General features: G+C 37.7%; 16 protein-coding genes. 13 read left to right on the top strand and 3 right to left on the bottom strand.

The features are described from left to right. The first annotated feature begins 110 nt into the window (after window positions 1-110). The 5 genes from HH214_RS00335 (at window position 111) to HH214_RS00315 (ending at window position 9,191) form a co-directional block, all read left to right on the top strand. Complete coding sequence (locus HH214_RS00335; protein WP_169605445.1) at window positions 111-1,145, top strand: aldo/keto reductase; 1,035 nt, start codon at window positions 111-113, stop codon at window positions 1,143-1,145. A gap of 380 nt (window positions 1,146-1,525) precedes the next feature. Continuing rightward, window positions 1,526-3,475, top strand: coding sequence for an alpha-1,4-glucan--maltose-1-phosphate maltosyltransferase (locus HH214_RS00330; protein WP_169605444.1), 1,950 nt, complete (start codon window positions 1,526-1,528; stop codon window positions 3,473-3,475). A 3-nt stretch (window positions 3,476-3,478) separates the two neighbouring features. Beyond that, the gene (treS, locus tag HH214_RS00325) at window positions 3,479-6,838 is read left to right on the top strand and encodes a maltose alpha-D-glucosyltransferase (RefSeq protein ID WP_169605443.1); all 3,360 of its coding nucleotides are present in this window, start codon (window positions 3,479-3,481) and stop codon (window positions 6,836-6,838) included. Continuing rightward, on the top strand, window positions 6,825-8,789 hold the full coding sequence (glgB, locus tag HH214_RS00320) for a 1,4-alpha-glucan branching protein GlgB (RefSeq protein WP_169605442.1): 1,965 nt from the start codon (window positions 6,825-6,827) through the stop codon (window positions 8,787-8,789). Before treS ends, glgB begins: the two co-directional genes overlap by 14 nt. A 174-nt stretch (window positions 8,790-8,963) precedes the next feature. Further along, window positions 8,964-9,191 (top strand): hypothetical protein, encoded by a 228-nt coding sequence (locus tag HH214_RS00315; protein ID WP_169605441.1) that lies wholly within the window; start codon window positions 8,964-8,966, stop codon window positions 9,189-9,191. Here the strand turns inward: HH214_RS00315 and HH214_RS00310 are convergent. The 3 genes from HH214_RS00310 to HH214_RS00300 form a co-directional block, all read right to left on the bottom strand. Next, window positions 9,188-9,520, bottom strand: coding sequence for a single-stranded DNA-binding protein (locus HH214_RS00310; protein ID WP_169605440.1), 333 nt, complete (start codon window positions 9,518-9,520; stop codon window positions 9,188-9,190). The two genes, HH214_RS00315 and HH214_RS00310, sit on opposite strands and share 4 nt — an antisense overlap. Window positions 9,521-10,052: 532 nt before the next feature. Then, window positions 10,053-10,427 (bottom strand): helix-turn-helix transcriptional regulator, encoded by a 375-nt coding sequence (locus HH214_RS00305; RefSeq protein WP_169605439.1) that lies wholly within the window; start codon window positions 10,425-10,427, stop codon window positions 10,053-10,055. 61 nt (window positions 10,428-10,488) lie between these two features. Further along, on the bottom strand, window positions 10,489-11,049 hold the full coding sequence (locus HH214_RS00300) for a UpxY family transcription antiterminator (RefSeq protein WP_169605438.1): 561 nt from the start codon (window positions 11,047-11,049) through the stop codon (window positions 10,489-10,491). Window positions 11,050-12,706: 1,657 nt separating this feature from the next. Here HH214_RS00300 and HH214_RS00295 point away from each other — a divergent pair. The 8 genes from HH214_RS00295 (at window position 12,707) to HH214_RS21890 (ending at window position 24,296) form a co-directional block, all read left to right on the top strand. Continuing rightward, entirely contained in the window at window positions 12,707-13,264 is a 558-nt protein-coding gene (locus tag HH214_RS00295) for a glycosyltransferase family 4 protein (protein ID WP_169605437.1), read from the top strand. A gap of 232 nt (window positions 13,265-13,496) precedes the next feature. Next, window positions 13,497-14,126: a WecB/TagA/CpsF family glycosyltransferase gene (locus HH214_RS00290; protein ID WP_248282172.1), complete on the top strand. Its 630-nt coding sequence runs from the start codon at window positions 13,497-13,499 to the stop codon at window positions 14,124-14,126. 131 nt (window positions 14,127-14,257) lie between these two features. Beyond that, window positions 14,258-15,370, top strand: a complete 1,113-nt coding sequence (gene gmd, locus HH214_RS00285) for a GDP-mannose 4,6-dehydratase (RefSeq protein WP_169605436.1) — start codon at window positions 14,258-14,260, stop codon at window positions 15,368-15,370. A gap of 55 nt (window positions 15,371-15,425) precedes the next feature. Then, entirely contained in the window at window positions 15,426-16,376 is a 951-nt protein-coding gene (fcl, locus tag HH214_RS00280; protein WP_169605435.1) for a GDP-L-fucose synthase, read from the top strand. A gap of 77 nt (window positions 16,377-16,453) precedes the next feature. Beyond that, window positions 16,454-17,827, top strand: a complete 1,374-nt coding sequence (locus HH214_RS00275; protein ID WP_169605434.1) for an undecaprenyl-phosphate glucose phosphotransferase — start codon at window positions 16,454-16,456, stop codon at window positions 17,825-17,827. Between the two features lie 791 nt (window positions 17,828-18,618). Continuing rightward, window positions 18,619-19,386: a polysaccharide biosynthesis/export family protein gene (locus HH214_RS00270; RefSeq protein ID WP_169605433.1), complete on the top strand. Its 768-nt coding sequence runs from the start codon at window positions 18,619-18,621 to the stop codon at window positions 19,384-19,386. Window positions 19,387-19,391: 5 nt separating this feature from the next. After that, complete coding sequence (locus tag HH214_RS00265; protein WP_169605432.1) at window positions 19,392-21,749, top strand: GumC family protein; 2,358 nt, start codon at window positions 19,392-19,394, stop codon at window positions 21,747-21,749. Between the two features lie 84 nt (window positions 21,750-21,833). Further along, window positions 21,834-24,296 (top strand): lipopolysaccharide biosynthesis protein, encoded by a 2,463-nt coding sequence (locus tag HH214_RS21890; protein WP_211166278.1) that lies wholly within the window; start codon window positions 21,834-21,836, stop codon window positions 24,294-24,296. Window positions 24,297-24,425: the final 129 nt, after the last annotated feature.

The following is a 24,425-nucleotide window of genomic DNA, read 5'->3' as shown; positions in this document are numbered from 1 at the left end:
TAATTAAATACTTTGCTTTTTGTTTAATCGACGCGAAACTACAGCCCTAAACTGTTGTTCGATGGATAGGAGCACAATGTTTAAGGAGTGCTTCTGATTAATAATTTACAATGATGACAACAGCAACGGAACAATCACAGGCACGTACTTGGGTTCAGGAGAATTTACCTGAAATCGGTTTAGGCGGTGTAGCTATAGGTAATGAATTTGAGTATGTATCTGATGAAGAGGCGTACTCTACTTTACAAGCCGCATGGCAGGCAGGGGTACGCTATTTTGATGTTTCTCCATGGTACGGCCTAGGATTGGCCGAACGTAGATATGGACACTTCTTACATAATCAAAACCGGGAAGACTATTTCATTTCTTCAAAAGTAGGTAAGCTGTTGAAGGCTAGTAAAAACAATAAAGGCGCTGAGTACTTTCCGGAAGCGCATTCTCCAAATAACGTGGTTTTTGATTACTCGGCGGAAGGGGTGAGAAGATCAGTTGAAGATAGTTTGCAGCGTTTAGGAATAGACAGTTTAGATATAGTATTTGTTCATGATTTATCACCCGATAATAAATTGCTGGAAGGTAAGTGGCTGGAGCATTTTGCTATTGCCGAAAAAGGCGCATTCCCAGAGTTAACCCGTATGCGTGAAGAAGGCTTAATCAAAGGTTGGGGATTAGGCGTAAACAGTCCGGAACCTATCTTGAAAACTATACAAGTTGCTCAGCCGGATGTATTTTTATTAGCTTCACAATACTCACTCATCGATCATAAAAATGCTTTAAACCAGGTATTCCCTGAAATCAAAAAAAACAACATGGCTTTGGTTATGGGTTCTAACCTGAATGCTGGCTTTTTGTCGGGAAGTGAACGTTATAATTATGATCCGAGTAAACCCATTCCGACCGAATACATAGCAAAGCGTGATAAGTTGCGAGAAATTTCTCAAAAGCACAATGTAGATTTACGAACAGCGTCTTTACAGTTTGCTTTATATCCTGACGTTGCCATTTCTGTAATTCCAGGTGCGCATACAGCAGCTCAGGTTATGGCTAATGTGCAATCATTGAAAGTAGAAATTCCAGAAGATTTTTGGCAAGAGTTAAAGCAGCAACGACTTATTGAAGAAAATGCTCCGGTGAGCTTTTCTTGATAAATAAAGCTTTGATTTTCAATATTAAATAAACATTTTAATAGTTACAAAGCGAACGAGCCTTCCAGGTACATATCTGAAAGGCTCCCTTGTTTTAAGGACTAAATAACATTGCTATTCAAATAGCCGATTATGAAAGATGCCCAAAATAAACCTCGAATTATTTGGCTTGTTGAATTAAGTAATTGTAGGAATTATTTCTAGCCCATTATGGTAATTATACTTTTGAAAAAGTTGATTTCGTAAGCTTTCACGTATCAATTTTAGCATTCATTAAACATTTTGCATGAGATAGGGGTTAATTTTATGACAAAAACATGGGGTTGTTTTTAGTTAACAAAATTAGTACACTAACCTAATACAATATAAAGTTAAAGCTGATGACTGATTCAAGCGGCCAAAAAAGGGTGATTATCACCAATGTATATCCAACGGTAGAAGAGGGCCGATTTCCGGCAAAAACAGTTATAGGCGAAGAGCTTACACTCTCGGCAGATATATTCAGCGATGGGCATGATGAAATTGCAGCAAGTGCTTATGTAAAGCATGCTAATGATGCCCAATGGACTGAAATTCCATTGACCTTTGTAATTAACGACCATTGGGAGGCCATTTTCAAAGCAGAAAAGATAGGTTTTTATGAGTTCCGGATAGAAGGATGGGTTGACCATTATACTACCTGGAAAAAGGGATTAAAGAAAAAATTTGATGCAGGCCAAGATATTGCTGTTGAACTTCAAATTGGGGTTGAATTGTTAGAGGAAGCTGCAACTGAAAACATAAACGATAAGCCCGAACTACTGACCTGGATTGATCAGTTTAAACAATCTAGTAGTCCTGAGCAAAGCGTTACCTTAGCGCTGAGTAAAGAAATTGCTAAGGTGATGTACAAGCATCGTCACCAAAACTTAGTTACGGTGTTTCCAATTACTTACCAGATAGAGGTAGAGCGTAAAAAAGCAGCTTATAGCACCTGGTATGAGTTATTTCCCCGTTCAGCCTCAGCAGAGCCGGGTAAGCATGGCAACTTCAAAGACGTAATAAAGCTACTACCACGTGTGGCCAAAATGGGATTTGATGTATTATATTTTCCACCTATACATCCCATCGGCGAAAAGAACCGGAAAGGAAAGAATAATTCTTTAACTGCAGGACCTGATGATCCGGGTTCACCTTGGGCTATTGGTAACCGTTTGGGTGGGCATAAGGCTATACACCCGCAACTAGGTACTTTGAAAGACTTTAAAGCTTTAATTCAAGAAGCTAATAAACTCAACATTGAAATTGCAATGGATATTGCCTATCAGTGTGCGCCCGATCATCCGTATGTGAAAGAGCATTCGCAATGGTTTAAATGGCGGCCTGATGGTACTGTTCAATATGCCGAAAACCCGCCCAAAAAGTATGAAGATATTTTGCCGTTCAACTTCGAAACCGATGACTGGCAAAACCTGTGGAATGAACTAAAAAGCGTAATTGATTATTGGATAGAAGCAGGGATACGTGTATTTCGGATTGATAATCCGCATACTAAAGCTTTCGGCTTCTGGCAATGGATGATTGGTGAGGTACGGAAAAAGAACCCGGAAGTATTGTTTCTGGCCGAAGCCTTTACTCGTCCGCGTATTATGGAGCGGCTGGCTAAAGCTGGTTTCAACCAATCATACACCTATTTTACCTGGCGCAATACCAAGCAGGAAATAGAAGAGTACATGACTGAGCTGACGCAAAGTGAAATGCGCTACTACTTCCGGCCTAATTTCTGGCCTAACACCCCCGACATATTACCTCCGGCACTTACCTTAGGTGGCGAAAATGCACATATTATGCGGGTTATTTTAGCCGGTACCTTATCATCCAACTATGGCTTGTATGGTCCGGTTTATGAATTTGGCATTAACGAGCCTCATGGTGTAAAGGAAGAGTATGTGGATAATGAAAAGTATGAAGTTAAGCATTGGGACTGGAGTGAGTACACCCGTATAGGTGAAATTATAACCCGCCTGAACCGCATACGTAAAGAAAATACTGCGCTGCATTCAACCTGGAATATCGAGTTTGCCGAAACCAGTAACGATCAAATTATCTGCTATGTTAAAGTAGATAAGCAAACCGGAAATAAGCTGATTGTAGTAGTAAATTTGGATGTATTTAATACCCAAAGTGCAAATGTTAAAATACCTTTACCTGAGTTAAACATTGGGTATGATGAACCTTATATAGTAAAAGATTTATTAAGCGGCAGCAAATACCAATGGGGCGAGTTTAACTATGTTGAGTTAAATCCTTATCAAATGCCTGCACATATTTTTAAAGTAGAAAAATTATAAACCATGCCTGAGAACATAACACCGATTGACGATAAATTACACTGGTATAAAGATGCCATTATATATGAACTTCATATCAAAGCATTCCGCGACGGCAATGGCGATGGTATAGGCGATTTTAAAGGCTTAATGGAAAAGCTGGATTACCTGCAAGACTTGGGGGTAACAGCTATCTGGCTGCTTCCTTTCTATCCGTCGCCGTTGAGAGATGATGGTTATGATATTGCTGATTATTACAATATTAACCCATCATATGGTGATGTGAAAGAGTTTAAAGTGTTTTTAAATGAGGCACATAAAAGAGGGCTGAAGGTGATTACAGAGTTGGTTATCAATCATACTTCCGATCAACACCCTTGGTTTCAGCGGGCGCGTAAAGCACCTAAAGGTTCTGATAAGCGAAATTACTATGTATGGACCGATGATCCTAAACAATACAAAGATGCCCGTATTATCTTCCAGGATTTTGAAGCTTCCAACTGGACCTGGGATCCGGTAGCTCAACAATATTATTGGCACCGGTTTTTTCATCATCAGCCAGATTTAAACTATGATAGCCCTATAGTACAAGAAGAAGTATTTAAAATACTGGATTACTGGTGCAAAATGGGTGTAGATGGCTTTAGGCTGGATGCCGTACCATACTTGTTTGAACGAGATGGCACCAATTGTGAAAACCTGCCGGAAACTCATGTTTTCTTAAAAAAGTTGCGTAAATATATTGATGATCGCTACCCTGGTACACTACTGCTAGCTGAAGCCAATATGTGGCCGGAAGATTCTGCTGCCTATTTTGGTGATGGCGATGAATGCCAGATGAATTACCACTTCCCAGTAATGCCACGTATGTTTATGGCTTTACAGATGGAAGATAAATATCCGATTACAGATATTTTCGACCAAACTCCAGAAATACCAAACACCTGCCAGTGGGCTATATTCTTGCGTAACCACGATGAGCTTACCTTGGAGATGGTGACCGATGAGGAACGTGATTACATGTACAAAGTGTATGTAAAAGATCCGAAAGCGCGTATCAACCTAGGTATCAGACACCGGTTAGCGCCATTGTTAGAAAATAACCGACGTAAAATTGAGTTACTAAATACATTGTTGTTCGCGCTGCCCGGTACTCCTGTATTGTATTACGGTGATGAAATAGGTATGGGCGACAACTTTTATTTAGGTGACCGTGATGGTGTGCGTACGCCAATGCAATGGGATGCCGACCGGAATGCCGGCTTTTCTGAAGCCAACCCACAGCGTTTGTACCTGCCGCTTATCTTAGATCCGCAATACCATTATGAATCGGTTAACGTAGATTTGCAATCCCAAAATACTTCTTCACTGTTGTGGTGGATGAAGCGTATTATCAGCACCCGTAAAAAATATAAAGCTTTTAGCAGGGGCGATATGAAATTCGTGCAAAGTGAAAACTCAAAGGTGCTGGCATTTACCCGTACCTATGAGGATCAAACTATGTTGGTGATCAGCAATCTGTCTCGTTTTACACAGCCAGTTGAATTGGAATTAAGTGCTTACAAAAGCTATGTGCCAGTAGAAATTTTAAGCCGGAACCGTTTCCCCGCCATTCGTGAAGATGCACCTTATTTCGTAACCCTTGGAGCTTATGCCAGCCAGGTTTTCCTGTTGGAAAATACACGTTCTGAATCACAGGATAATTCGCAGTTGCAAGATATTAAGCTAGACAGCTGGGAAGCGTTTTCAAGCCGCGAAGTTTTAGAACGATTCGAAAATCGAATTTTACCGGCTTACATGATGCGTATGCGTTGGTTTGGCGGTAAAAGTAGAGGAATAGAAAACGTTCATATTGTTGACCATGCTAAAATACCGCTAGAAGAGGGAAGCGCACATATCATACTAATTGAAGTATCTTATCGTGATGGATTACCTGATACTTACCAGTTGCCTGTAGCTTTTACTAAAGGACAAAATGCTTACAAATTACAGGAAAACTGCCCGCAATCGGTTATTGCTACCGTGAACATTAAGGGAGAAGAAGGAATACTGTATGATGCCATTTATGGTTTTGATTTGCAACAAGCTATCATAACCAATATGGGTAATCATAATGCTATTCCGCAATCGCAAGGCGAGCTTCTGTTTAAAGGAAACGAACAACTAAAACAGTATATAGCTGAAAATCCGCAAGCTAAACCTAAAGTGTTAGGCGCTGAGCAAAGTAATACTTCTATTACTTACGATGGTCAGTATTATCTGAAAATCTATCGTAAGGTTGATCGTGCTATTAACCCTGATGTAGAAGTTACTGAATTTTTAAGTCAGAAAGCTCAATTCAAGCATATACCGGAATTCATTGGCTCTATTGAGTGGAGTTTTGGTAAAGATACCATGGTATTAGGCATGATGCAGGAGCTGGTAAAAAGCAACAGCGACGGATGGGGATATATGCTTGAGCGGTTAGACGACTTTAATGAACAGCTGCTATCAAGTACTGATAATACCCAAATATCTACCGATTTATTGGGAGGCTTAACCAATCCTGTAAAATACGAGGAAATACCAGAAAGCTTGAAAGCTTTGCTGGATGGTAGCGTAGCTGAGTTGGTAAGATTGCTGGGCGAACGCACTGCCGAAATGCACGTTGCTCTTTCTTCAGATCATGAAGATCCAGCCTTTAAGCCAGAAGATTATTCATTGCATTACCAGCGTTCATTGTTTTCTTCATTGCAATCTTTAGTAAGGGTAGCTTTTCAGAGCCTGAGCAAAAACATCAAGCAGCTTACCGGTGAGGTTAGGGCAGAGGCTGAAGAAGTATTAGGTATGAAAGATGAGATTCTGGCTATCCTGAAAAAAATATATAGTCGCAAGATCGATGTAACTAAAATACGTATCCACGGCGATTATCATTTAGGTCAGGTATTATTCACCGGAAAAGACTTTTTAATTTTGGATTTTGAAGGTGAACCAGCTCGCAGCTACAGTGAGCGCCGTTTAAAGTATTCACCATTGCGTGACGTTGCAGGCATGATTCGCTCTTTCCATTACGCAGCATATGGCAGCTTGTTTTTAGATAATCAAATTAGAGAGGAAGATATCAATAAGCTGATTCCTTATGTAGAACAGTGGTATCACTACATGGCAGGCTTTTTCATGCAATCTTATCTGGATAAAGCTAAAGGACAAGCCTTTGTTCCAAAAGATGTTGAAGATTTAGATATTCTGTTACAAACATTCTTGTTGCAAAAGGCAGTTTACGAATTAAATTATGAATTGAACAACAGGCCAACTTGGGTGATGGTACCATTGAGAGGTATTAAGTCAATAGTAATGAAAAACCGATTGCAAACAGCACAACAACAGGCAAATGGAAGATTATAAAATTGAAGATGGACTGCAAACTGCAGAGGAAACACCCTGGTTCTCTTTGTTCTCGGATTTTGACATTACGTTATTTAAAGCCGGCAAACATTATCAGCTATACAATAAGTTAGGAGCACATCAGGTAGAGCATCAAGGCAAAAAAGGTACTTACTTTGCTGTGTGGGCTCCTAATGCTAAGTATGTATCGGTAGTTGGTAATTTCAATGCTTGGCAGCGAAACGATCATCCTATGCAGGTAAGATGGGATGAATCAGGTATTTGGGAAACATTTATACCGAATATAGCTGCTGGAGAATATTATAAGTACTTTATTGAATCGAACAATGGTTATCAAGTTGAAAAAGGTGATCCATACGCGTTCCAGTGGGAAACACCACCCCATACAGCAACGGTAACGGCTGATATAAGCTACACATGGGCCGATAAAACCTGGATGAGTAATCGTTCACAAGGTTCTGCTTTAAAAAAGCCAATTTCTATATACGAAATACATTTAGGGTCATGGCGTAGGGTAACAGACCCTGATAGCCGGTTTATGACTTATCGGGAAATGGCCATTGAACTGACTGCTTATTGTAAGCAAATGAACTTTACGCATGTGGAGTTTATGCCGGTAATGGAACACCCTTTTTATGGTTCGTGGGGGTACCAGATTACCGGATACTTCGCACCATCCAGCCGTTATGGTACACCGCAAGATTTAATGTATTTGATTGACCAATTACATGAAGCAGGCATTGGAGTAATTCTAGATTGGGTACCCTCACACTTTCCAACAGATGAGCATGGCTTAGGGTACTTTGATGGAACGCATTTGTACGAATACCCTGACCCACGTAAAGGATTTCATCCTGATTGGAAAAGTTTGATATTCAATTATTGCCGCAATGAGGTGCGCGCTTTTTTAATCTCAAATGCTTTATACTGGTTAGATAAATACCACATTGATGGTTTGCGTGTAGATGCTGTGGCCTCCATGCTTTATCTGGATTATTCACGTAAAGAAGGTGAGTGGATACCTAACGAGTTTGGTGGGCGAGAGAACCTGGAAGTAATCAGCTTTTTAAAAGAGTTTAATGATGCAGTACATGAATACTATCCTGACGTGTTCACAGTAGCTGAAGAATCAACAGCATGGCCGGGAGTAACTAGCCCGACTCATGCAGGAGGTTTAGGCTTTGACATGAAATGGATGATGGGGTGGATGCATGATACACTTGACTTTTTTGAAACTGAACCTGTGTATCGCAGCTACCATCACGGGCAAATTACCTTTAGCTTGGTATATGCTTTTAGCGAAAAATTTGTACTGCCGTTATCTCATGATGAAGTAGTTTATGGCAAGCACTCTTTAATTGATAAAATGCCAGGCGACCGTTGGCAAAAGTTTGCAAACTTGCGTCTGTTATATAGTTATATGTACGGACATCCTGGTGCTAAACTAATTTTTATGGGAGGTGAGTTTGCTCAACATCATGAGTGGCAGCACGACTATAGCTTAGATTGGCATGAAAGTCAGGATGCTCATCATCAGGGTATTCAAAAGCTAATCACTGACCTTAATAAATTATATCAGGAATATCCGGCTTTGTATGAAAATAACTTTTCACCAAACGGATTTGAATGGCTTGATGCAGATGATAGTAAAAACAGTGTTATATCTTGGATACGAAAAGGTGAGAACCAAGATGAACAGTTGATATTGGTAGCTAACCTAACACCTGTTGTTCGAGAAAACTATCGCATTGGCGTGCCACAAGTTGGAATATATACCGAAGTATTTAATTCAGATAATTTAAAATACGGTGGTAGCGATGTGCTGAATGAACCAGCATTAGAAAGCTATCCAATTCCTCTTCATGGCAAAAAGAACTCAATATTGCTTATATTACCTCCGTTGGCTTTAGTAGCTATCAAATATAAAGCAGGTTATGAATGGCTGTATTAAATAAAATTGAGCAACTCATAAATTAATTAAGGGTGCTCTTACTTCTGTGAAAATTTCTCTTCATCAAAAATGCACCTCTCAAACTATATGTTTTAGAGGTGTGTTTTTTTTATAAAAAAAGCATGTATCTTTTTTAGAAACGTACCGTATAAAAGGTATAAGTATTAGATTTTGATGGAACGTTTACACGAATTACAGATGAAACATGACAATCTTAAGGATGAGATTCATGAGCTTACTTACGCGTACTACAAAACGCCAATGAATGCAAATGAAAAAGAAACAATCATGGCTTCAGTATTTAATCTTAGATCACAGTGTAGTAAAATAGAGCAGCAAATAGTGAAGCAACAAGTTTTTACTATGCTACTTACCAACAATGCATACGCGGGCGTTAATTAATTCAAGAAAGAATATTTGTGTGCCAATATCTGGGTTATATAACTCTTGGTGCCTTGCTGGTCTATAACTGAGTGTGTTTGAATTCTGCCTTCCAAATGAATCATACGCCCTTTTACAAAGTTTTCAATATTAGTATATAAAGCTGATCTTGGAATCATTATGTCGAATACTTGCTCAAATTCTTTTTTAACACCTTGCTTTACATATGATTCTGTAATTAACAAAGGAAATTGAACTACATCTGCATGGCTACTTGATACATTATTAATGGCATTTTCAAGTAAATTACCTACTACATAGATTCGGTTTATACCATTGTTGTTTAGCATATATTCGTATTATAATTGATCGCAGCTTTTATAAAGCTTTAGTAACGGATTAATAATACTAAATTAAAGTTCTTTGTGAGAAATACTTGTTAAATTAAAGCTCATAAAATTTCTCATTTAGCAACTTTAATAAACATTTTAGTTGTAAGAAATGAGAATAAAAAGCTGGACTATGCTAATAGCTAGGTTAATCCATCAAGTAAATAGTTGGAATATACAGATTATCAAATCAAAGAGCATTTATTCACGAGCTTTTCTCTTTGTCGTACAGTTGACTTGATATAGTTAAATAGATAAAAGTAGGTTTGAGTAAATTATAAATACATCATTAAATTTTAGACATAGAATTATTTACTGTTGATTATTTTAAACAGTAAATAATGGCAAAATTAAAGGGTTGTACATTGGTTTTACTATACTAGTAATTTATTGTAAAACCCTCTCTCTATAACTTCTCAGTCGATTTGGTAAAGTTTGCTAGTATCAGAAATACTGTAATCGTCGTTGTGGTACAATTGACGTTTCTGAAAATTTAAAGTTTTCTCGAGTTAACGTTGAGATTATTGGCTAATAGTTCGTTGTATCTCTCTAGCAGGGTAATGTATTTGTCTTTCCATTTTATTTGGCTAGACTGATCTTCACTACTCTCAACATCATTTTTCTGTGATTTTACTTCATTATTGTTTTTGTGAAAATCTTCAGATGTGAATAGTTCTGGAAACTCAACCGAAAAATCATAATTTAAAACTGTAGATATTCGGTAAATGATATCAGATTTTAGACGTTTCTGATTAAACCAGTTATATACAGACCGACGGTTAACATTCATCAAACGCGCAAGCTCACTTATGCTATAACCGTTGCGTCTGATTATTCTTTCTACAATTTGACCGTAGTGTTTGTTCATAGTGTAATTATCTTATAATATATCTTTTATACAATTCAGTAGTGATGAAAACTTATATGGTTTATGCTTTAGCTGTAATAAGATTAGTGCTGGTATTTCCTATAACATGATCATAAGGAACTTTAACAATTAAGGCGCAGCCTAATTTTTCCATCACCATTAATACTGATTTACCTTGTAGCTGTACAACCTTACCATAATGATTTAATAGGGGCCCGTTGTTAATTTTAACGTTATTACCAACGTTTAATAAGTTAAGATTTACAGTTTCTATATCTACGTAATCTTTAACAATAGAATGGATTCTTGTTATTTCGGTATTTTCCAATAAAACTGGTTTATTACAATGTACTACAAAGTTTAATACACCAGGGGTTTGTAAAATTGTGTTTTGCTCCTGCAGAGTTGCATAAACAAACACATATGAATTAAATAAAGGCATTTCAACAATCTTTGTACGATCAGCCCATTTTCTTTGGCTTTTAACCACCGGGCAATAAGAGGCAATTCCCTGATCGCTTAATAATCTATCAACCTTTTTTTCCCACTTGGATCGTGTGTAAACAACCATCCATCTTCTCTCAATGGCTTTTAATTTATATGTGCTATCTACTGTCTTCATTCAAACTATTGTTGAAACTAACCAATAAACCAAGTGAAAAATAATGTAATTAATCTCTAACTTACCATTATTAGTCGTTTGGCATATGAAATTATTCTGCTTTACAAAACACTTCTTAAATAACCAGACTGATATGGAGTTATATAATTATGTTATATATATTTTCTAATTGATTTATTTTTTTAAGCGTATGGTAAACTGATATTGTAACACTAAGTTAAATATTATTCTGTTTACAAAAGCTCATATCGCATTATGTGTATGTTAATGTGGCTAACTGGGAAGTATTGGGAATGATTATAGTGACTTTTAGAGAAGTTACTTTTAGGTTGCTGTAAAATAGAAGTGATGTGAACCTGTGATAGTGTAGCGGTTATTAAAGGTTGTAAATTATAATAATACGAAAGTTATAAAAGTTGAATATATAAAGATACGTCTTATGCAAAAAACACTGGAATTGAAAATGCCAGATAGCTAAACGATCTTATATTATTTATACGAAATAACGTGTTGTAAAATTGGATTAGTAGAATGTTGGTTGATTTACGTAAACCATTGTTGGTTTACAACATATCTGCTCGGATTGTCTCTTTTATGTTTGCTACTATTTTAAGGTAAATAACAAGTAATATTCAAAATACTGAACATTGTTTTATTATGCAACTACACCTATATATAGCTGCATTAATTTCTAGTAGAATTTCGAAGATAAACAATGCGCATTGTTTATCTTAAATGTTGTAAGTGTCATTAAACATGTTTTATACCATTCAAGGCTTCTAGTTGTAGCAATGTTAACGCTCTGCCTGGTTGATCTATATAGTAATTGTATGGTACTAATTTACTGATGCCAAATTTAATCGCCTCCCTTATAGTTTAGTTGTTAAATAATGCAAATCTTCTCTTAAAAATATGCTTCTAATAGATGTGTGTTTATAGAGAATGTATTAAGGTTAATAAATTAATAGTTCCTAATTGTAGGCTCTTATTATGGATATAAGTACTACACGATGAAGTATATATTATTTATACGTTTAGAATAGATTGCTAAATGGGTAAACTTGTTTACTGTGCAATGGATTGCATAAAAATATATCCATTTTTAGTCATTTTAATTGTTTCTAAAGGGAAAAAATAGATTTTAATATTATTAGCAAAACCTGTATTTTAATGAAAGTATTGGCAAAAAAAGCTTTTTTCATTTAAAAAATGTATCATTTATCAAGTTGTTGCTTATAGCTGAATGTGCATTTATTCACATGTAAAAGCGGCTGTAAGCTACTAATACAGTCTATCCTGGTGCTTATTTCACATAAATTTACATTTACTGCACAACATCTGGTATTTGTTTTTATTATTACGGTCCTAACGTAAATTTGTCATAAGAGTTAATCATAATATTCACTTATAAATATATAGGCAAAAGAATATTGTAAATCTCTTTTGAAAATGAATACCGATGTAACCGGAATGGCGAAGCTATATTTCACAGTAACCTGTTTGAAGTTTGAGTTAGCCTTTTATCTGCATTAAATATTTAATGTATGAGGATTCATTATCATGTAGCATGCCTCTCGCATTGTCAAGGCTAAGCTACTTAATAATGAGGCAAAGGTTTCAGAAGTACATAATATAACAATAGCTTAATCAGACACGAATGGATACACAGATTAATGTTATCATGATTAATGAAGGTTTTTACAAGCACGGTGATATAGCTAGAGGGATAGAAGCATTTATAGCTTTTAATAATTATCAGCCATCTGCTCAATTGCATTTATATGGTGCGGGTTGCGGCGTTGGTCAGGATGTTGATCTTTGGTGTAAAAAAAGCAACATTCAAGCTCCTATTTATTTTCATGGTGAAGTGTCAAGCTATGAATTAAAAATAGCTTTAAATTCTGCAAAAGTATTTTTACACACCTCTTTAGAAAAACCATGTCCGACAGCATTAATCGAGGCCATGGCCTTGGGGGTACCAGTAATTGCCGGCAAGCACAGAGGAGAAGTTTCATCAGTGCTGAAAAACGGAGGTGGAGAATTGGTTAATGTTAAAAAAGTAAATGAGATTACGCTAGCATTGTTACATCTTGCTTTACCTAATTATCATCAACAAGTTTCGAATAAGGCTCGTGAAGTTGCTGTGCAACTCTTTTCAGACCGTGTGTTTAATCAGTACCTTAATATATATAAACAACAAGCTTTAAGTGCATAAAAGTTGCACATACTATATCTTAAAGATATCGGCTACTAAATATTCGTGACTTTAGTGAAGAGCCATACCTTATAACGATATTCATTTTCACATAACAGTTTTCATCTAAAAAATAGTTGCTATGAACTCAACCACAGTTTGTATGGGATATCCTTTGTTTAATGGTTCCCTAATAGATATTTCTCTTCATAAAAAAACTGTAGTTAATACAATTAATCAGTACTCTTATTGTATGGCCGAAAAAGATGAAACTTTTAAAGCTGCTTTAATGGAGTCTGATGTGTTGCTGCCTGATGGTGTTGGCATTACGGTGGCATCTAGCTTTCTAAATCGTCAGAATATTAAAAAGATTGCTGGTGCTGATTTTCATCATTATATGCTGGAAAAGATGAACGAACAATCTGGTTCTTGCTTTTACCTGGGGTCATCCGAAAATACATTATCTAAAATCAGGGAGCGTATAAAAGAAGAATACCCTAACATCAGAGTTGAAACGTATTCTCCGCCTTACAAACCTGAATTTACGGAGCAAGATAGCAATGATATGATTGCAGCCGTTAATAATTTTCAGCCCGATGTATTGTTTATTGGAATGACTGCACCAAAGCAAGAAAAATGGATTCATGCTCATAAAGCTTTATTAAATACTAAAGTAATCGGATCAATAGGTGCTGTGTTTGATTTCTATGCAGGTACTATTGAGCGGCCACCAAGTATATGGATCAGATTTGGATTGGAGTGGTTAGGTAGGCTGGTAGCTGAACCTAAACGTATGTGGAAGCGATACCTATATTATGGGCCTGCATTTGTTATGTTGCTGGTTAAAAATAAAACCAAACAAACGTTCAAGTCTAATCCATAACTAACTTAATAAATCATTAAACAGTTACTTCAAGCTTTGATAGCATCAACTTGAAAAGCTTAACAGATTTTATATTCAACTTACAAAACACATATTAATAATTTAAATCATTCACATTAAAATATTAGACGATGAAAAAAGCGATAGTTACCGGGATCACGGGTCAGGATGGGGCCTACTTAACGGAGTTGTTATTGGAAAAGGGCTATGAGGTGCATGGCATCAAGCGTAGGTCTTCTTTGTTCAACACCGACCGCATTGACCACTTGTACCAGGATCCGCATGAGGGTAACCCGCGCATGGTGCTGCACTTTGGGGATCTGTCCGACTCGACCAATCTGATCCGCATTATTCAGCAGGTACAACCCGATGAGATCTATAACCTGGGTGCCATGTCGCACGTGAAGGTAAGCTTTGATACGCCGGAGTACACCGCCAATGCCGATGGTATCGGTACGCTGCGCATCCTGGAAGCGGTACGCCTATTGGGCTTAACGGAAAAGACCCGCATCTATCAGGCTTCTACCTCGGAGCTATACGGACTGGTGCAGGCCGTGCCACAATCCGAAACTACGCCGTTCTACCCGCGTTCGCCTTATGCCGTAGCTAAGCTGTACGGCTACTGGATTACTGTGAATTATCGGGAAGCTTACAACATGTATGCTTGCAATGGTATTTTGTTTAACCACGAAAGCCCGCTGCGTGGCGAAACCTTCGTGACCCGTAAGATCACCCGTGCGGTAGCGAAGATTGCTATGGGCTTACAAGATAAGCTATACTTGGGCAACTTGGATGCACAGCGCGACTGGGGACATGCCAAAGACTATGTAGAGGCCATGTATCTGATCCTGCAACAAGAGAAACCCGAAGACTTCGTGATTGCCACCGGTGTGACCACCCGTGTACGGGAGTTTGTCCGCCTAGCTTTTGAGCGCGTTGGCATCGAGGTGACCTTCCGCGGCGAAGGTGCGAGCGAGAAAGGCTATGTAGTAAGCTGCACTAACCCGGACTACCAGATAGAAGAAGGCACCGAAGTGGTTGCGGTAGATCCTAAGTACTTCCGCCCAACCGAAGTGGATTTGCTGATTGGTGATCCGACCAAATCCCAAACCCAGCTGGGCTGGAAGCCAAAGTATGACCTGCAAGCGTTGGTAAGCGAGATGGTAGATGCCGATGTGGAGCTGTTCCAGAAAGAAAAGCTGCTGAAGGATTCCGGCTACAAGATCAAAAACCAGTACGAATAAGCTATCCTTTTTTTAGTCACTATTCCACTCACGTTAAAGCGTTAGATACCAAGCTATGGAAAAAGGAGCAAAGATATACATTGCCGGACATCGCGGCATGGTCGGCTCGGCTATTGTGCGCAAGCTGCAGGCCGAGGGCTACCAACACCTTATTACACGCACCTCCTCAGAGCTGGACTTAAGAAACCAGCAGCAGGTGCAGGACTTTTTTGCCCGCGAGCAGCCCGAGTACGTGTTTTTGGCTGCGGCCAAGGTGGGCGGCATTGTGGCCAACAACACCTACCGGGGCGAGTTCTTGTATGACAACTTGCAGATTCAAAACAACATCATTCATGCCTCGTATCTGCAAGGCGTCAAAAAGCTGATGTTTTTAGGTTCGAGCTGCATTTACCCCAAGTTAGCCCCGCAGCCGCTCAAAGAAGCGTATCTGCTGACGGGCCTGTTGGAGGAAACCAACGAGCCGTATGCCATTGCCAAGATTGCCGGCATTAAGCTGTGCGATGCTTACCGGGCACAGTACGGGTGTAACTACATCTCAGTGATGCCCACCAACTTGTATGGCTATAATGACAACTACCATCCGCAGAACTCGCATGTACTGCCGGCGATGATCAGAAGGTTTCATGAAGCCAAAGAGCAGGGGCTGCAAGAAGTGGTAATTTGGGGTACGGGTACACCGCGCAGAGAGTTTTTGTTTGCCGATGATCTGGCAGCTGCTTGTTATTACCTGATGGAGCACTACAATGAGCCGGGACTGGTAAACATCGGCACGGGCGAGGATATCAGCATTCGGGAGCTGGCCGAGTTAGTGAGTCAGGTGGTGGGCTATGAGGGCTCGATCAGTTTGGATACCAGCAAGCCTGATGGTGCCCCGCGTAAGCTCATGGACGTGTCTAAGCTGCATGAATGGGGCTGGCACCACACCATTGAACTGCCGCAAGGCATCCAACTCGCTTACCAGGACTTCCTCCTTAAACAAAAGGAAAAAGAGGATTTGCCTGCTTAATAAAGCTTAATGTACGCTGATGGTACCTGATCTATATTAAGAGAGCTGGTTTAAACCTACGTTAATTATCTACTACTATGCAAAACCGTTATTTATACACGTTACGATTTGTACTGGGTGGTGTTGATTTTGTATGTATAAACATAGTCTTTTTGATGGCTTATTATTTTACTAGCCAAATACAACACCATTTTGTACTAACAAACTATTTACAACTACTAATTGCTAACAACTTACTATGGGTAATAAGCGCAAGCTGTTTACACTTATATCATAAAAAAACAGTATTTAGCTCAAAAACGCTTTTTGCCTTACGGTGGAAGTGCGGTGTGATGCATGTATTGTGGTTAGGTACCATTATTTTAATGACTAACCAATTACAGGCAGTTTACCTCTTTTTGCTTCTGCTTTGCTTGCTGTTAAACTTACATTTGATATTTAGCCAGCTGAGTTACCATATAGTAGAACCATTATTAAAACAACGGTTTAAGTTTAAGAAGCCTATTGCACTGTTGGGTATAACACCAAACAGTGCACAGCTTGCTAGCTTTTTAAAAAGCAAAAATGCCAAATACAACTTGAATCGTTTTTTAGATGAGCATGAATGCTTAATGATGGACGAAACGCCAGTAAGTTTGGCAGATACTCGGGAGCAAATCAGAAAAGCTGCTGACAATGGAATAAATGAAGTATATGTTGCCCTAACGCCCGACAGGAGGATGGCTGACATAGAAGAACTCATTAAAGAAGCGCATAATCAATGCATAAGATTATGCTTGGTGCCTGATTATAGTTACTCTTTTACCAAAAATACACTTTCGGCAATAAATCCTCATGCGGCTCGGATTGAAGAGATGCAGAGTCGTTTTATAAAAAGGTTGTTTGATTTAGTGTTTAGCAGTATGGTAATTATTTTCATATTAAGTTGGCTATATCCTATACTGGCGCTTATTATTAAATGCCAAAGTCCGGGGCCCGTATTGTTTAAACAATTGCGTAGCGGCAGAAACAATGACGAATTCTGGTGCTACAAATTTAGGAGCATGCGTGTAAACCAAACTGCCGATCAGAAGCAAGCCAGTAAAAACGATGATCGTATTACACCTTTTGGCCGGTTTTTACGAAAATCAAGCTTGGATGAGCTTCCGCAATTCTTTAATGTTTTTTTGGGTGATATGAGTGTGGTAGGGCCGAGGCCACACATGTTAAAGCATACAGAACAGTATCGAAATTTGATTGACCGGTATATGGCTCGCCACTACTTAAAACCAGGTATAACCGGATGGGCTCAGGTTAATGGTTATAGGGGTGAGACTAAAGAAATACCACAAATGAAGAAAAGGGTTGATTATGATTTGTGGTATTTAGATAACTGGTCCGTTACGCTGGATGTAAAGATTATATACTTAACTGTTGCTAACATCATTAATGGTGAAGAAAATGCCTATTAGGATTAACCTAATAGGCATTTTATGTATGATGCTAAAATCTTTTAAATACCTACAAAAAGCATTTGACATACTATAGTTTTAACAAAGAACTTATGCCGTTAGGCTTATCTTTTAATAAGCATTCAGTACATACGTATTTCAGTTAAAGTTTAGAGAAAGGCAATCTAGGACCTGAGTATTACAAGTAAAGCATTATGAGAATAAGTGTACAAGGTTTAACCTTTCAAAAAATAATGTGTGTAAGGAATGTTTTAGATATGTTGCAATGTAAGCATATGATTTTGTTGTTTAACGCTGATTTATATACTAATATGGAACCTTGTAATTGTAATATGATTATTGAAGAGATATGACTTTGTTGGTTCTTTCTCTTATTTCTCAGTGTTTAAAATTCAATATACTATATTTTCTCATAATTATACAATGGGTACACAACTTCTGTGTTCTGTTTTGCGATGGTAATAGTTTGGCGTAAATTTATAATCAAATGGTAAATAACTATGAGTTTAAAAAGCTTACGCAGTTTATCATTAAGTTAAAAAAAAAGTGCCCGATGTAAGCGGAATGGCGAAGCTGTTTACTGATTAACAAGATATTTGGTCGATTTAATCTACTTTCTTTTGAAAGATGATTGTTTGAAAATATGATACTTCTATAGTAAACAATCGAGAAAAGTAGATTACAAACTAATGTTTATAGATGAATAAATCCAAGTAAAAAACAGATAAATGTTGCTTAAACAATAGTAATCCTTAAGTATAATCAAAGTCATATATATAATACTCTAACTCATGAATAAAACAAGTATTTTCTTTAGTATTCTAGTAATGTTTCTTTTTAGTTCGTGTGGATCTTACAAAGAAATACCTTACTTCCAAGATTTAGATAGTTCACGACCATCACAAGAGAAAGTTAATAATTATTCTCCTGTTGCTATAAAGCCTGCAGATATTTTAAGCATCATTGTGAGCAGCAGAAATCCTGAATCATCAGCTATATTTAATTTTCCTTCGGTTGCTAGTTCATCTAATCCGGAAGATTATCTTAACAAAGGATACTTGGTTGATGACCAGGGGATGATTAGCTTACCGCTAGTAGGCGTAATGAAAGTAAGTGGGTTAACCACATCTCAATTACGAGCAAAATTAAGAGATACTTTGCTCACCTATTATAAAGATCCTGTAGTAAATGTTCGTATCATCAATATGAATGTAAGTGTTTTTGGTGATGTGTTGCGCCCTAACGTATATAGTTTACAAAACGAAAGGACAACTATTACGCAGGCGCTTACTATGGCCGGCGATTTAAATATTACCGCTAAGCGTAAAAATATCATTCTGATTAGAGAAGAGAATGGCGAACGTAAGTACATTAACATTGATCTTACTTCTAAAAAGATTTTTGATTCACCATACTACTATTTAAAAAATAACGACGAGATATACGTACAGCCTGACCGTACAAAATATGCCACTGTTGATCGTGGTTACCGTATAGCAACTCTGGTACTTTCTGGTCTGTCTATTATAGCAATCGTTCTTTCAAATTTATACCGTTAACCATAATGGCTAATAATTCAGCTCAAATCAAAGCGCTTATTCAAAGCAACGGCCCCACAATTGATGTCAAAAGAATTGTATCAAAATATTTGTTTCATTGGCCTCTTTTCCTAATCGGTATTGTAGTTGCATTAGCAGCAGGTTTTGCTTATTTAAAACTAACAAAGCCTGTGTACCAAATAAAGGCGTCGTTAATAATTAATAACGATAAAAAAACACCTGATCAAAAAACGGCATTGCAGGAAATTGACCTGATTAATTCTAACAAGAGTGTTGAGAACGAAGTTGAGGTATTAAAATCTAACCAGCTTATCAAAAAAGTGGTGGAAGACTTAGAATTATGGATTTCTTATCAAAAGAAAACTAAACTTAACTCAACAGATCTTTACAAAGCTAGTCCTGTTAAATTAATCTTGCTTTCAGCAACCAGAAATTACAAAAATCCGGATATTAATATCATCGTTAAAGATAAAAGCTCGTTTTACATCAAGACTCCTTCAGGAGGTCAGCAGGAACTATCTTTTAACAACACTTACACCAATAGCTTTGGTGACTGGAAACTGGAGCCTACAAAAGATGTGTTGAAATATTCCGGTTCCCTTATTAAAATTTCTGTTGCCGATCCTGACGGGGTAGCTGCCGGATACCAAAAAGCCATTGACGTAAGTTTACCTAACAAGCTAACTAGTACTATTGTACTCGCCATCAATGATAATGTAGCCGAAAGAGGTAAAGATATTCTGAACCAATTACTAACTAATTATAAACAACTAGGTACTATAGCTAGAAACAAGGAGACAGAAAACACAATCAAGTTTCTTGATCAAAGAGTTGCTTCCTTGTCTCGTCAGCTTAACAGCGCAGAGCAGGGTATAGAAGGTTTTAAAAGCAGCAGAGGTTTAACAGATCTGACTTCTGATTCCAAAATTAGTTTGGAGAACATGCAATCCAACACTAATCGCCTGAATGATGTGAATATTCAGCTGAATGTATTAGAAAATATTGAGCGTAAAATCAATTCGCCTCAAGGGTTGGATAAAACCACTGCTGTTTTAGGGGTCACAGACCCAACTTTAACCAATTTAATTGGAAGATTGTCGGATTTGCAGTTGCAACGTGAACGTTTGCTGGCAACCACTCCGGAAACTAACCCTGATTTCGAGCCGATTAATCGTCAGATTACTATAACAAAATCAGCCATCAAAGAAAATGTTAAAACGCTTAAACAGTCTTTAGTTAGTACACAAGAAAATCTTAAAAGCTACAATTCTGGTTTTGAATCTTCTATCAAAGATATTCCTACTGCAGAACGCCAGTATGGTAGCAAAACCCGGCAGAAAAGTATAATTGAAAACTTATACACTTATCTACTTCAAAAAAGAGAAGAACTTTCTGTAAAATATGCTTCAGAGTTAGCTGATGATCATGTGGTAGATAATGCTTACATAGAAGCAGTTAAACGTCCTACAGCTCCTATTACACTTGGTGTAGCATTTTTATTAGGTATTCTTTTACCCGCCGGACTTATTTATACCCGCAATAGTTTAAATGATACTATTACTGATGTGCAAGAAATTAAAGATGCATTAAACTTGCCTATTATTGGTCAGTTACAGTATGAAGAGCCAGATAATGAATTAATTATAACTAAGGCAGGTACTAATGCTTTGAGTGAGCAGTTTAAAGCTTTACGTATTAACCTAAACTATAATTTAGGCAATAAGCCAGGTAGTGTTACTTTGCTAACATCTAGCATATCGGGTGAAGGCAAAAGCTTTATCGGCAGGCATTTGAGCGTGGCTTTGGCCTATTCAGGTAAAAAGACTGTAGTGCTGGAAATGGATATGCGGAAACCTCAGATTTCTAAACTGTTTAATTTAGAAAGCGAACATGCCGGTATAAGCGACTATTTGAATGGTGACGCCAGATTAAATCAGATTATACGTGATTCGGGTATAGTACCAAACCTGCATGTTATAAGTTGCGGAAAAATCGTTGACAATCCATCAGAGCTATTAGAAAAGGATGAGTTAAGGAGCCTGATTGAAACACTGCGTGGTATGTATGACTGTGTTATTTTAGATAGCCCGGCTGCTCACTTAGTTCCAGATGCTATGGTGATGTTTAGCTATGCAGATATTATCTTGTACGTTATTCGCCAGGGTTACACTAAAATTGAAGAGCTTGACTTTATCCAAGATATAATCCAACAAAAGCAGCTGTCAAATATCAATATCATTTTCAATGGTATTAAAAGAATTCAGTATGGGTATGGCTACAGTTATAACAATAACTATTATACTGACAATAAAAAGAGTAGAAAACAGAATTCTGTCTTTACAGATTTCTCAAGCAGATTCTAATAATACCAGAGCCTCTAAGTTAATTAGAGGCTTATTCTACCATATTTCCTGATCCAATTCAACAAAAATTAAAGGTTCACTTAAATGCAAGCTGCAAAACGTATTGCGTTAAATACAGGATTTCTTTATGGTCGCATGGCCATTACCGTATTTATTTCGTTGTACACTACCCGATTAGTACTGGCCACCTTAGGCGCCAGAGATTTTGGTATTTTCAACGTAGTTGGCGGTATTATATTGATGCTGGGTTTCCTGAATGCTTCTATGGCATCGGCCACTCAACGCTTTATGTCATTCACCCAAGGTAAAGGAGATCTGAATAAGTTAAAGCACATATTTAATGTAAGTACGCTATTGCATTTAATTATTTCAGGTATAATTTTTATAGTACTTGAAATTACAGGCTATATACTATTTAAAGGCGTATTAAATATTGCACCGGAAAGGGTAGCAGCTGCTAAGCTGATTTATCAGTTTATGATTATTAGTACCATGTTCACCATATCTTCTGTGCCGTATGATGCAGCAATTAACGCGCGCGAAAACATGTTGTTGTTTGCTATATTGGGTGTAGTTGAATCGGTATTGAAAATGGTGATCGCCATTATTGTTGCACATCAAGCTGGTGATAAACTAATAGCTTATGGTTTTCTGATGGCTACTGTTGCTATCGTGCTGTTTATTATTCGGGTAATTTACTGCCAACGGCAATACCAAGAGTGCAAGATTAACTTACGTGATAATTATGATGGTAAATTAATGCGGGAGATGACCAGTTTTGCCGGCTGGTCACTGATGGGATCTTCTACCAGCATGATTGCTTTTTATGGTCAGGGTATGGTAATCAATATCTTTTTTGGTACTGTTTTAAATGCCGCGCAGGGAATAGCTAATCAGGTCAGTGGACAATTGGGAGCATTCTCGGTTACCATGTTGAGAGCGCTCAATCCTACGTTGGCTAAAAGTGAAGGAGCCGGTGATAGAGAGTTGATGGTTAAAGCTGCCATGCTGGGTAGTAAAATATCATTTTTTCTCCTGATTTTACTTATACAACCCGCATTGATAGAAATGCCGTACGTTTTACATTTATGGTTAAAAAACGTACCTGCTTATACTATTGTATTTTGTCAGTTACTTTTAGTAAGAGATATGATTGAACAGCTTTTCTTAACGTTGTCAACTTCCATTTCTGCTGTAGGTAATATCAGAAGATTTCAAATTGTATCTTCTGTTCTAACATTCTTTCCGCTGGTTGTTACGTACTTACTTTATAGTTTAGGCTATCCGCCTTATGCTATGTATCTCGTTTTCATAGTATATTCAATTATCTATTCCGTAAACATTCTTTATTTCTCAAATAAGTCTTTCAATTTATCATATTGGCAATTTTTTAGTGAGGTTATTGTACGTTGCGTGCTTGCATTTGGTGTAGCGGCAGCGATTGCATGGGTGCCACATTATTTCATGGCAGAAAGTGTATTGCGGCTTATAACAGTTGCTGCAACTAGCTTTATATCTATTTTAATTGCCTTTTGGTACATTGGTTTTGCCAGATCTGAACGTTTAGAATTCCAGAAAGCAGCCAGCGGTTTAGGTATTATTTTGTTAAAAGTTATTAGAAAAGGGTATGAAAAAGGCTTGAAGCCCCAACCTAAAAAGAAACCCGAATGCGAGCAGAATGCTGATGTAGCTGCAGATGCAATTTATAAAGCGTTAACCTCTGATGAGCCAAGTATGATTGCGCGTTTTGGCAGCACAGAAATGATATGTCTGTGTAATTACATAGGTGTTAAAAATCATAAAAACCAGTTTGTGAATTTTATCAAAGGTAAAACACAACCCTGGTGGTGGGAAAACAACATTATTAACCAGATGCAGGTGTATAGTGGTTTCTTCCCTACCACAACTGAGAAAATAGAGCAGTTTTGCGAGTTGATGTTGCATGATATTCCTGAAGTGGATGTGTTAGGTAGCTGGATGGCTCAAGAAAGCTATTTTACAGATGAGCTAAAGCAAGCGACAAAAGTAAACTTCGAGTTATTGAACCCATACTTTTCAAAAACTCCTTGGACTAAAGCTTTAGAAGGTAAAAAAGTGCTGGTTGTTCATCCTTTTGCCGAAACTATCAAATCACAATACAATAAGCGAGAAGTTCTATTTGAAGATAATTTGTTGCCTGATTTTGAACTGGAAACAATAAAGGCAGTGCAAACTATAGCCGGTGTACCAACCAGCTTTAATGATTGGTTTGAAGCTTTGGATTACATGAAAGCCGAAATAGATAAGCGAGATTACGATATCTGTTTAATAGGTGCTGGTGCCTACGGGTTCCCGTTAGCTGCCCACGTAAAAAGAATGGGTAAAAAAGGTTTTCACATGGGAGGGAGCCTGCAACTATTATTCGGCATTATAGGCAAACGGTGGGAAACCGCTAATTATAATGATACCTACAATTATGCACGTTTAATTAATGAGCATTGGGTAAGACCAGATAATAAAGAAAAGCCTGAAGGAGCATTAAAGGTTGAAGGCGCTTGTTACTGGTAGTTTATCAATCAGTAGTGCTTTCTTCAATTAAATCAATTAAATAAATGTTAAAACTAAGCTAATGCGCGTTCTCTGGATTACCAATACGTTATTTCCTGACGCTTGTAAAGCGCTGAATATAGCTACGCC

This window comes from Mucilaginibacter robiniae, from assembly GCF_012849215.1.
Classification (GTDB): Bacteria; Bacteroidota; Bacteroidia; order Sphingobacteriales; family Sphingobacteriaceae; genus Mucilaginibacter; species Mucilaginibacter robiniae.
This window is presented reverse-complemented; position numbering and strand designations above follow the sequence as displayed.

What these genes read in the sequence shown, in the direction of transcription:
- HH214_RS00335 (WP_169605445.1), top strand. Translation starts at nt 111, where the DNA reads ATGATGACAACAGCAACGGAACAATCACAGGCACGTACTTGGGTTCAG.
- HH214_RS00330 (WP_169605444.1), top strand. Translation starts at nt 1,526, where the DNA reads ATGACTGATTCAAGCGGCCAAAAAAGGGTGATTATCACCAATGTATAT.
- treS (WP_169605443.1), top strand. Translation starts at nt 3,479, where the DNA reads ATGCCTGAGAACATAACACCGATTGACGATAAATTACACTGGTATAAA.
- glgB (WP_169605442.1), top strand. Translation starts at nt 6,825, where the DNA reads ATGGAAGATTATAAAATTGAAGATGGACTGCAAACTGCAGAGGAAACA.
- HH214_RS00315 (WP_169605441.1), top strand. Translation starts at nt 8,964, where the DNA reads ATGGAACGTTTACACGAATTACAGATGAAACATGACAATCTTAAGGAT.
- HH214_RS00310 (WP_169605440.1), bottom strand. Translation starts at nt 9,520, where the DNA reads ATGCTAAACAACAATGGTATAAACCGAATCTATGTAGTAGGTAATTTA.
- HH214_RS00305 (WP_169605439.1), bottom strand. Translation starts at nt 10,427, where the DNA reads ATGAACAAACACTACGGTCAAATTGTAGAAAGAATAATCAGACGCAAC.
- HH214_RS00300 (WP_169605438.1), bottom strand. Translation starts at nt 11,049, where the DNA reads ATGAAGACAGTAGATAGCACATATAAATTAAAAGCCATTGAGAGAAGA.
- HH214_RS00295 (WP_169605437.1), top strand. Translation starts at nt 12,707, where the DNA reads ATGGATACACAGATTAATGTTATCATGATTAATGAAGGTTTTTACAAG.
- HH214_RS00290 (WP_248282172.1), top strand. Translation starts at nt 13,497, where the DNA reads ATGGCCGAAAAAGATGAAACTTTTAAAGCTGCTTTAATGGAGTCTGAT.
- gmd (WP_169605436.1), top strand. Translation starts at nt 14,258, where the DNA reads ATGAAAAAAGCGATAGTTACCGGGATCACGGGTCAGGATGGGGCCTAC.
- fcl (WP_169605435.1), top strand. Translation starts at nt 15,426, where the DNA reads ATGGAAAAAGGAGCAAAGATATACATTGCCGGACATCGCGGCATGGTC.
- HH214_RS00275 (WP_169605434.1), top strand. Translation starts at nt 16,454, where the DNA reads ATGCAAAACCGTTATTTATACACGTTACGATTTGTACTGGGTGGTGTT.
- HH214_RS00270 (WP_169605433.1), top strand. Translation starts at nt 18,619, where the DNA reads ATGAATAAAACAAGTATTTTCTTTAGTATTCTAGTAATGTTTCTTTTT.
- HH214_RS00265 (WP_169605432.1), top strand. Translation starts at nt 19,392, where the DNA reads ATGGCTAATAATTCAGCTCAAATCAAAGCGCTTATTCAAAGCAACGGC.
- HH214_RS21890 (WP_211166278.1), top strand. Translation starts at nt 21,834, where the DNA reads ATGCAAGCTGCAAAACGTATTGCGTTAAATACAGGATTTCTTTATGGT.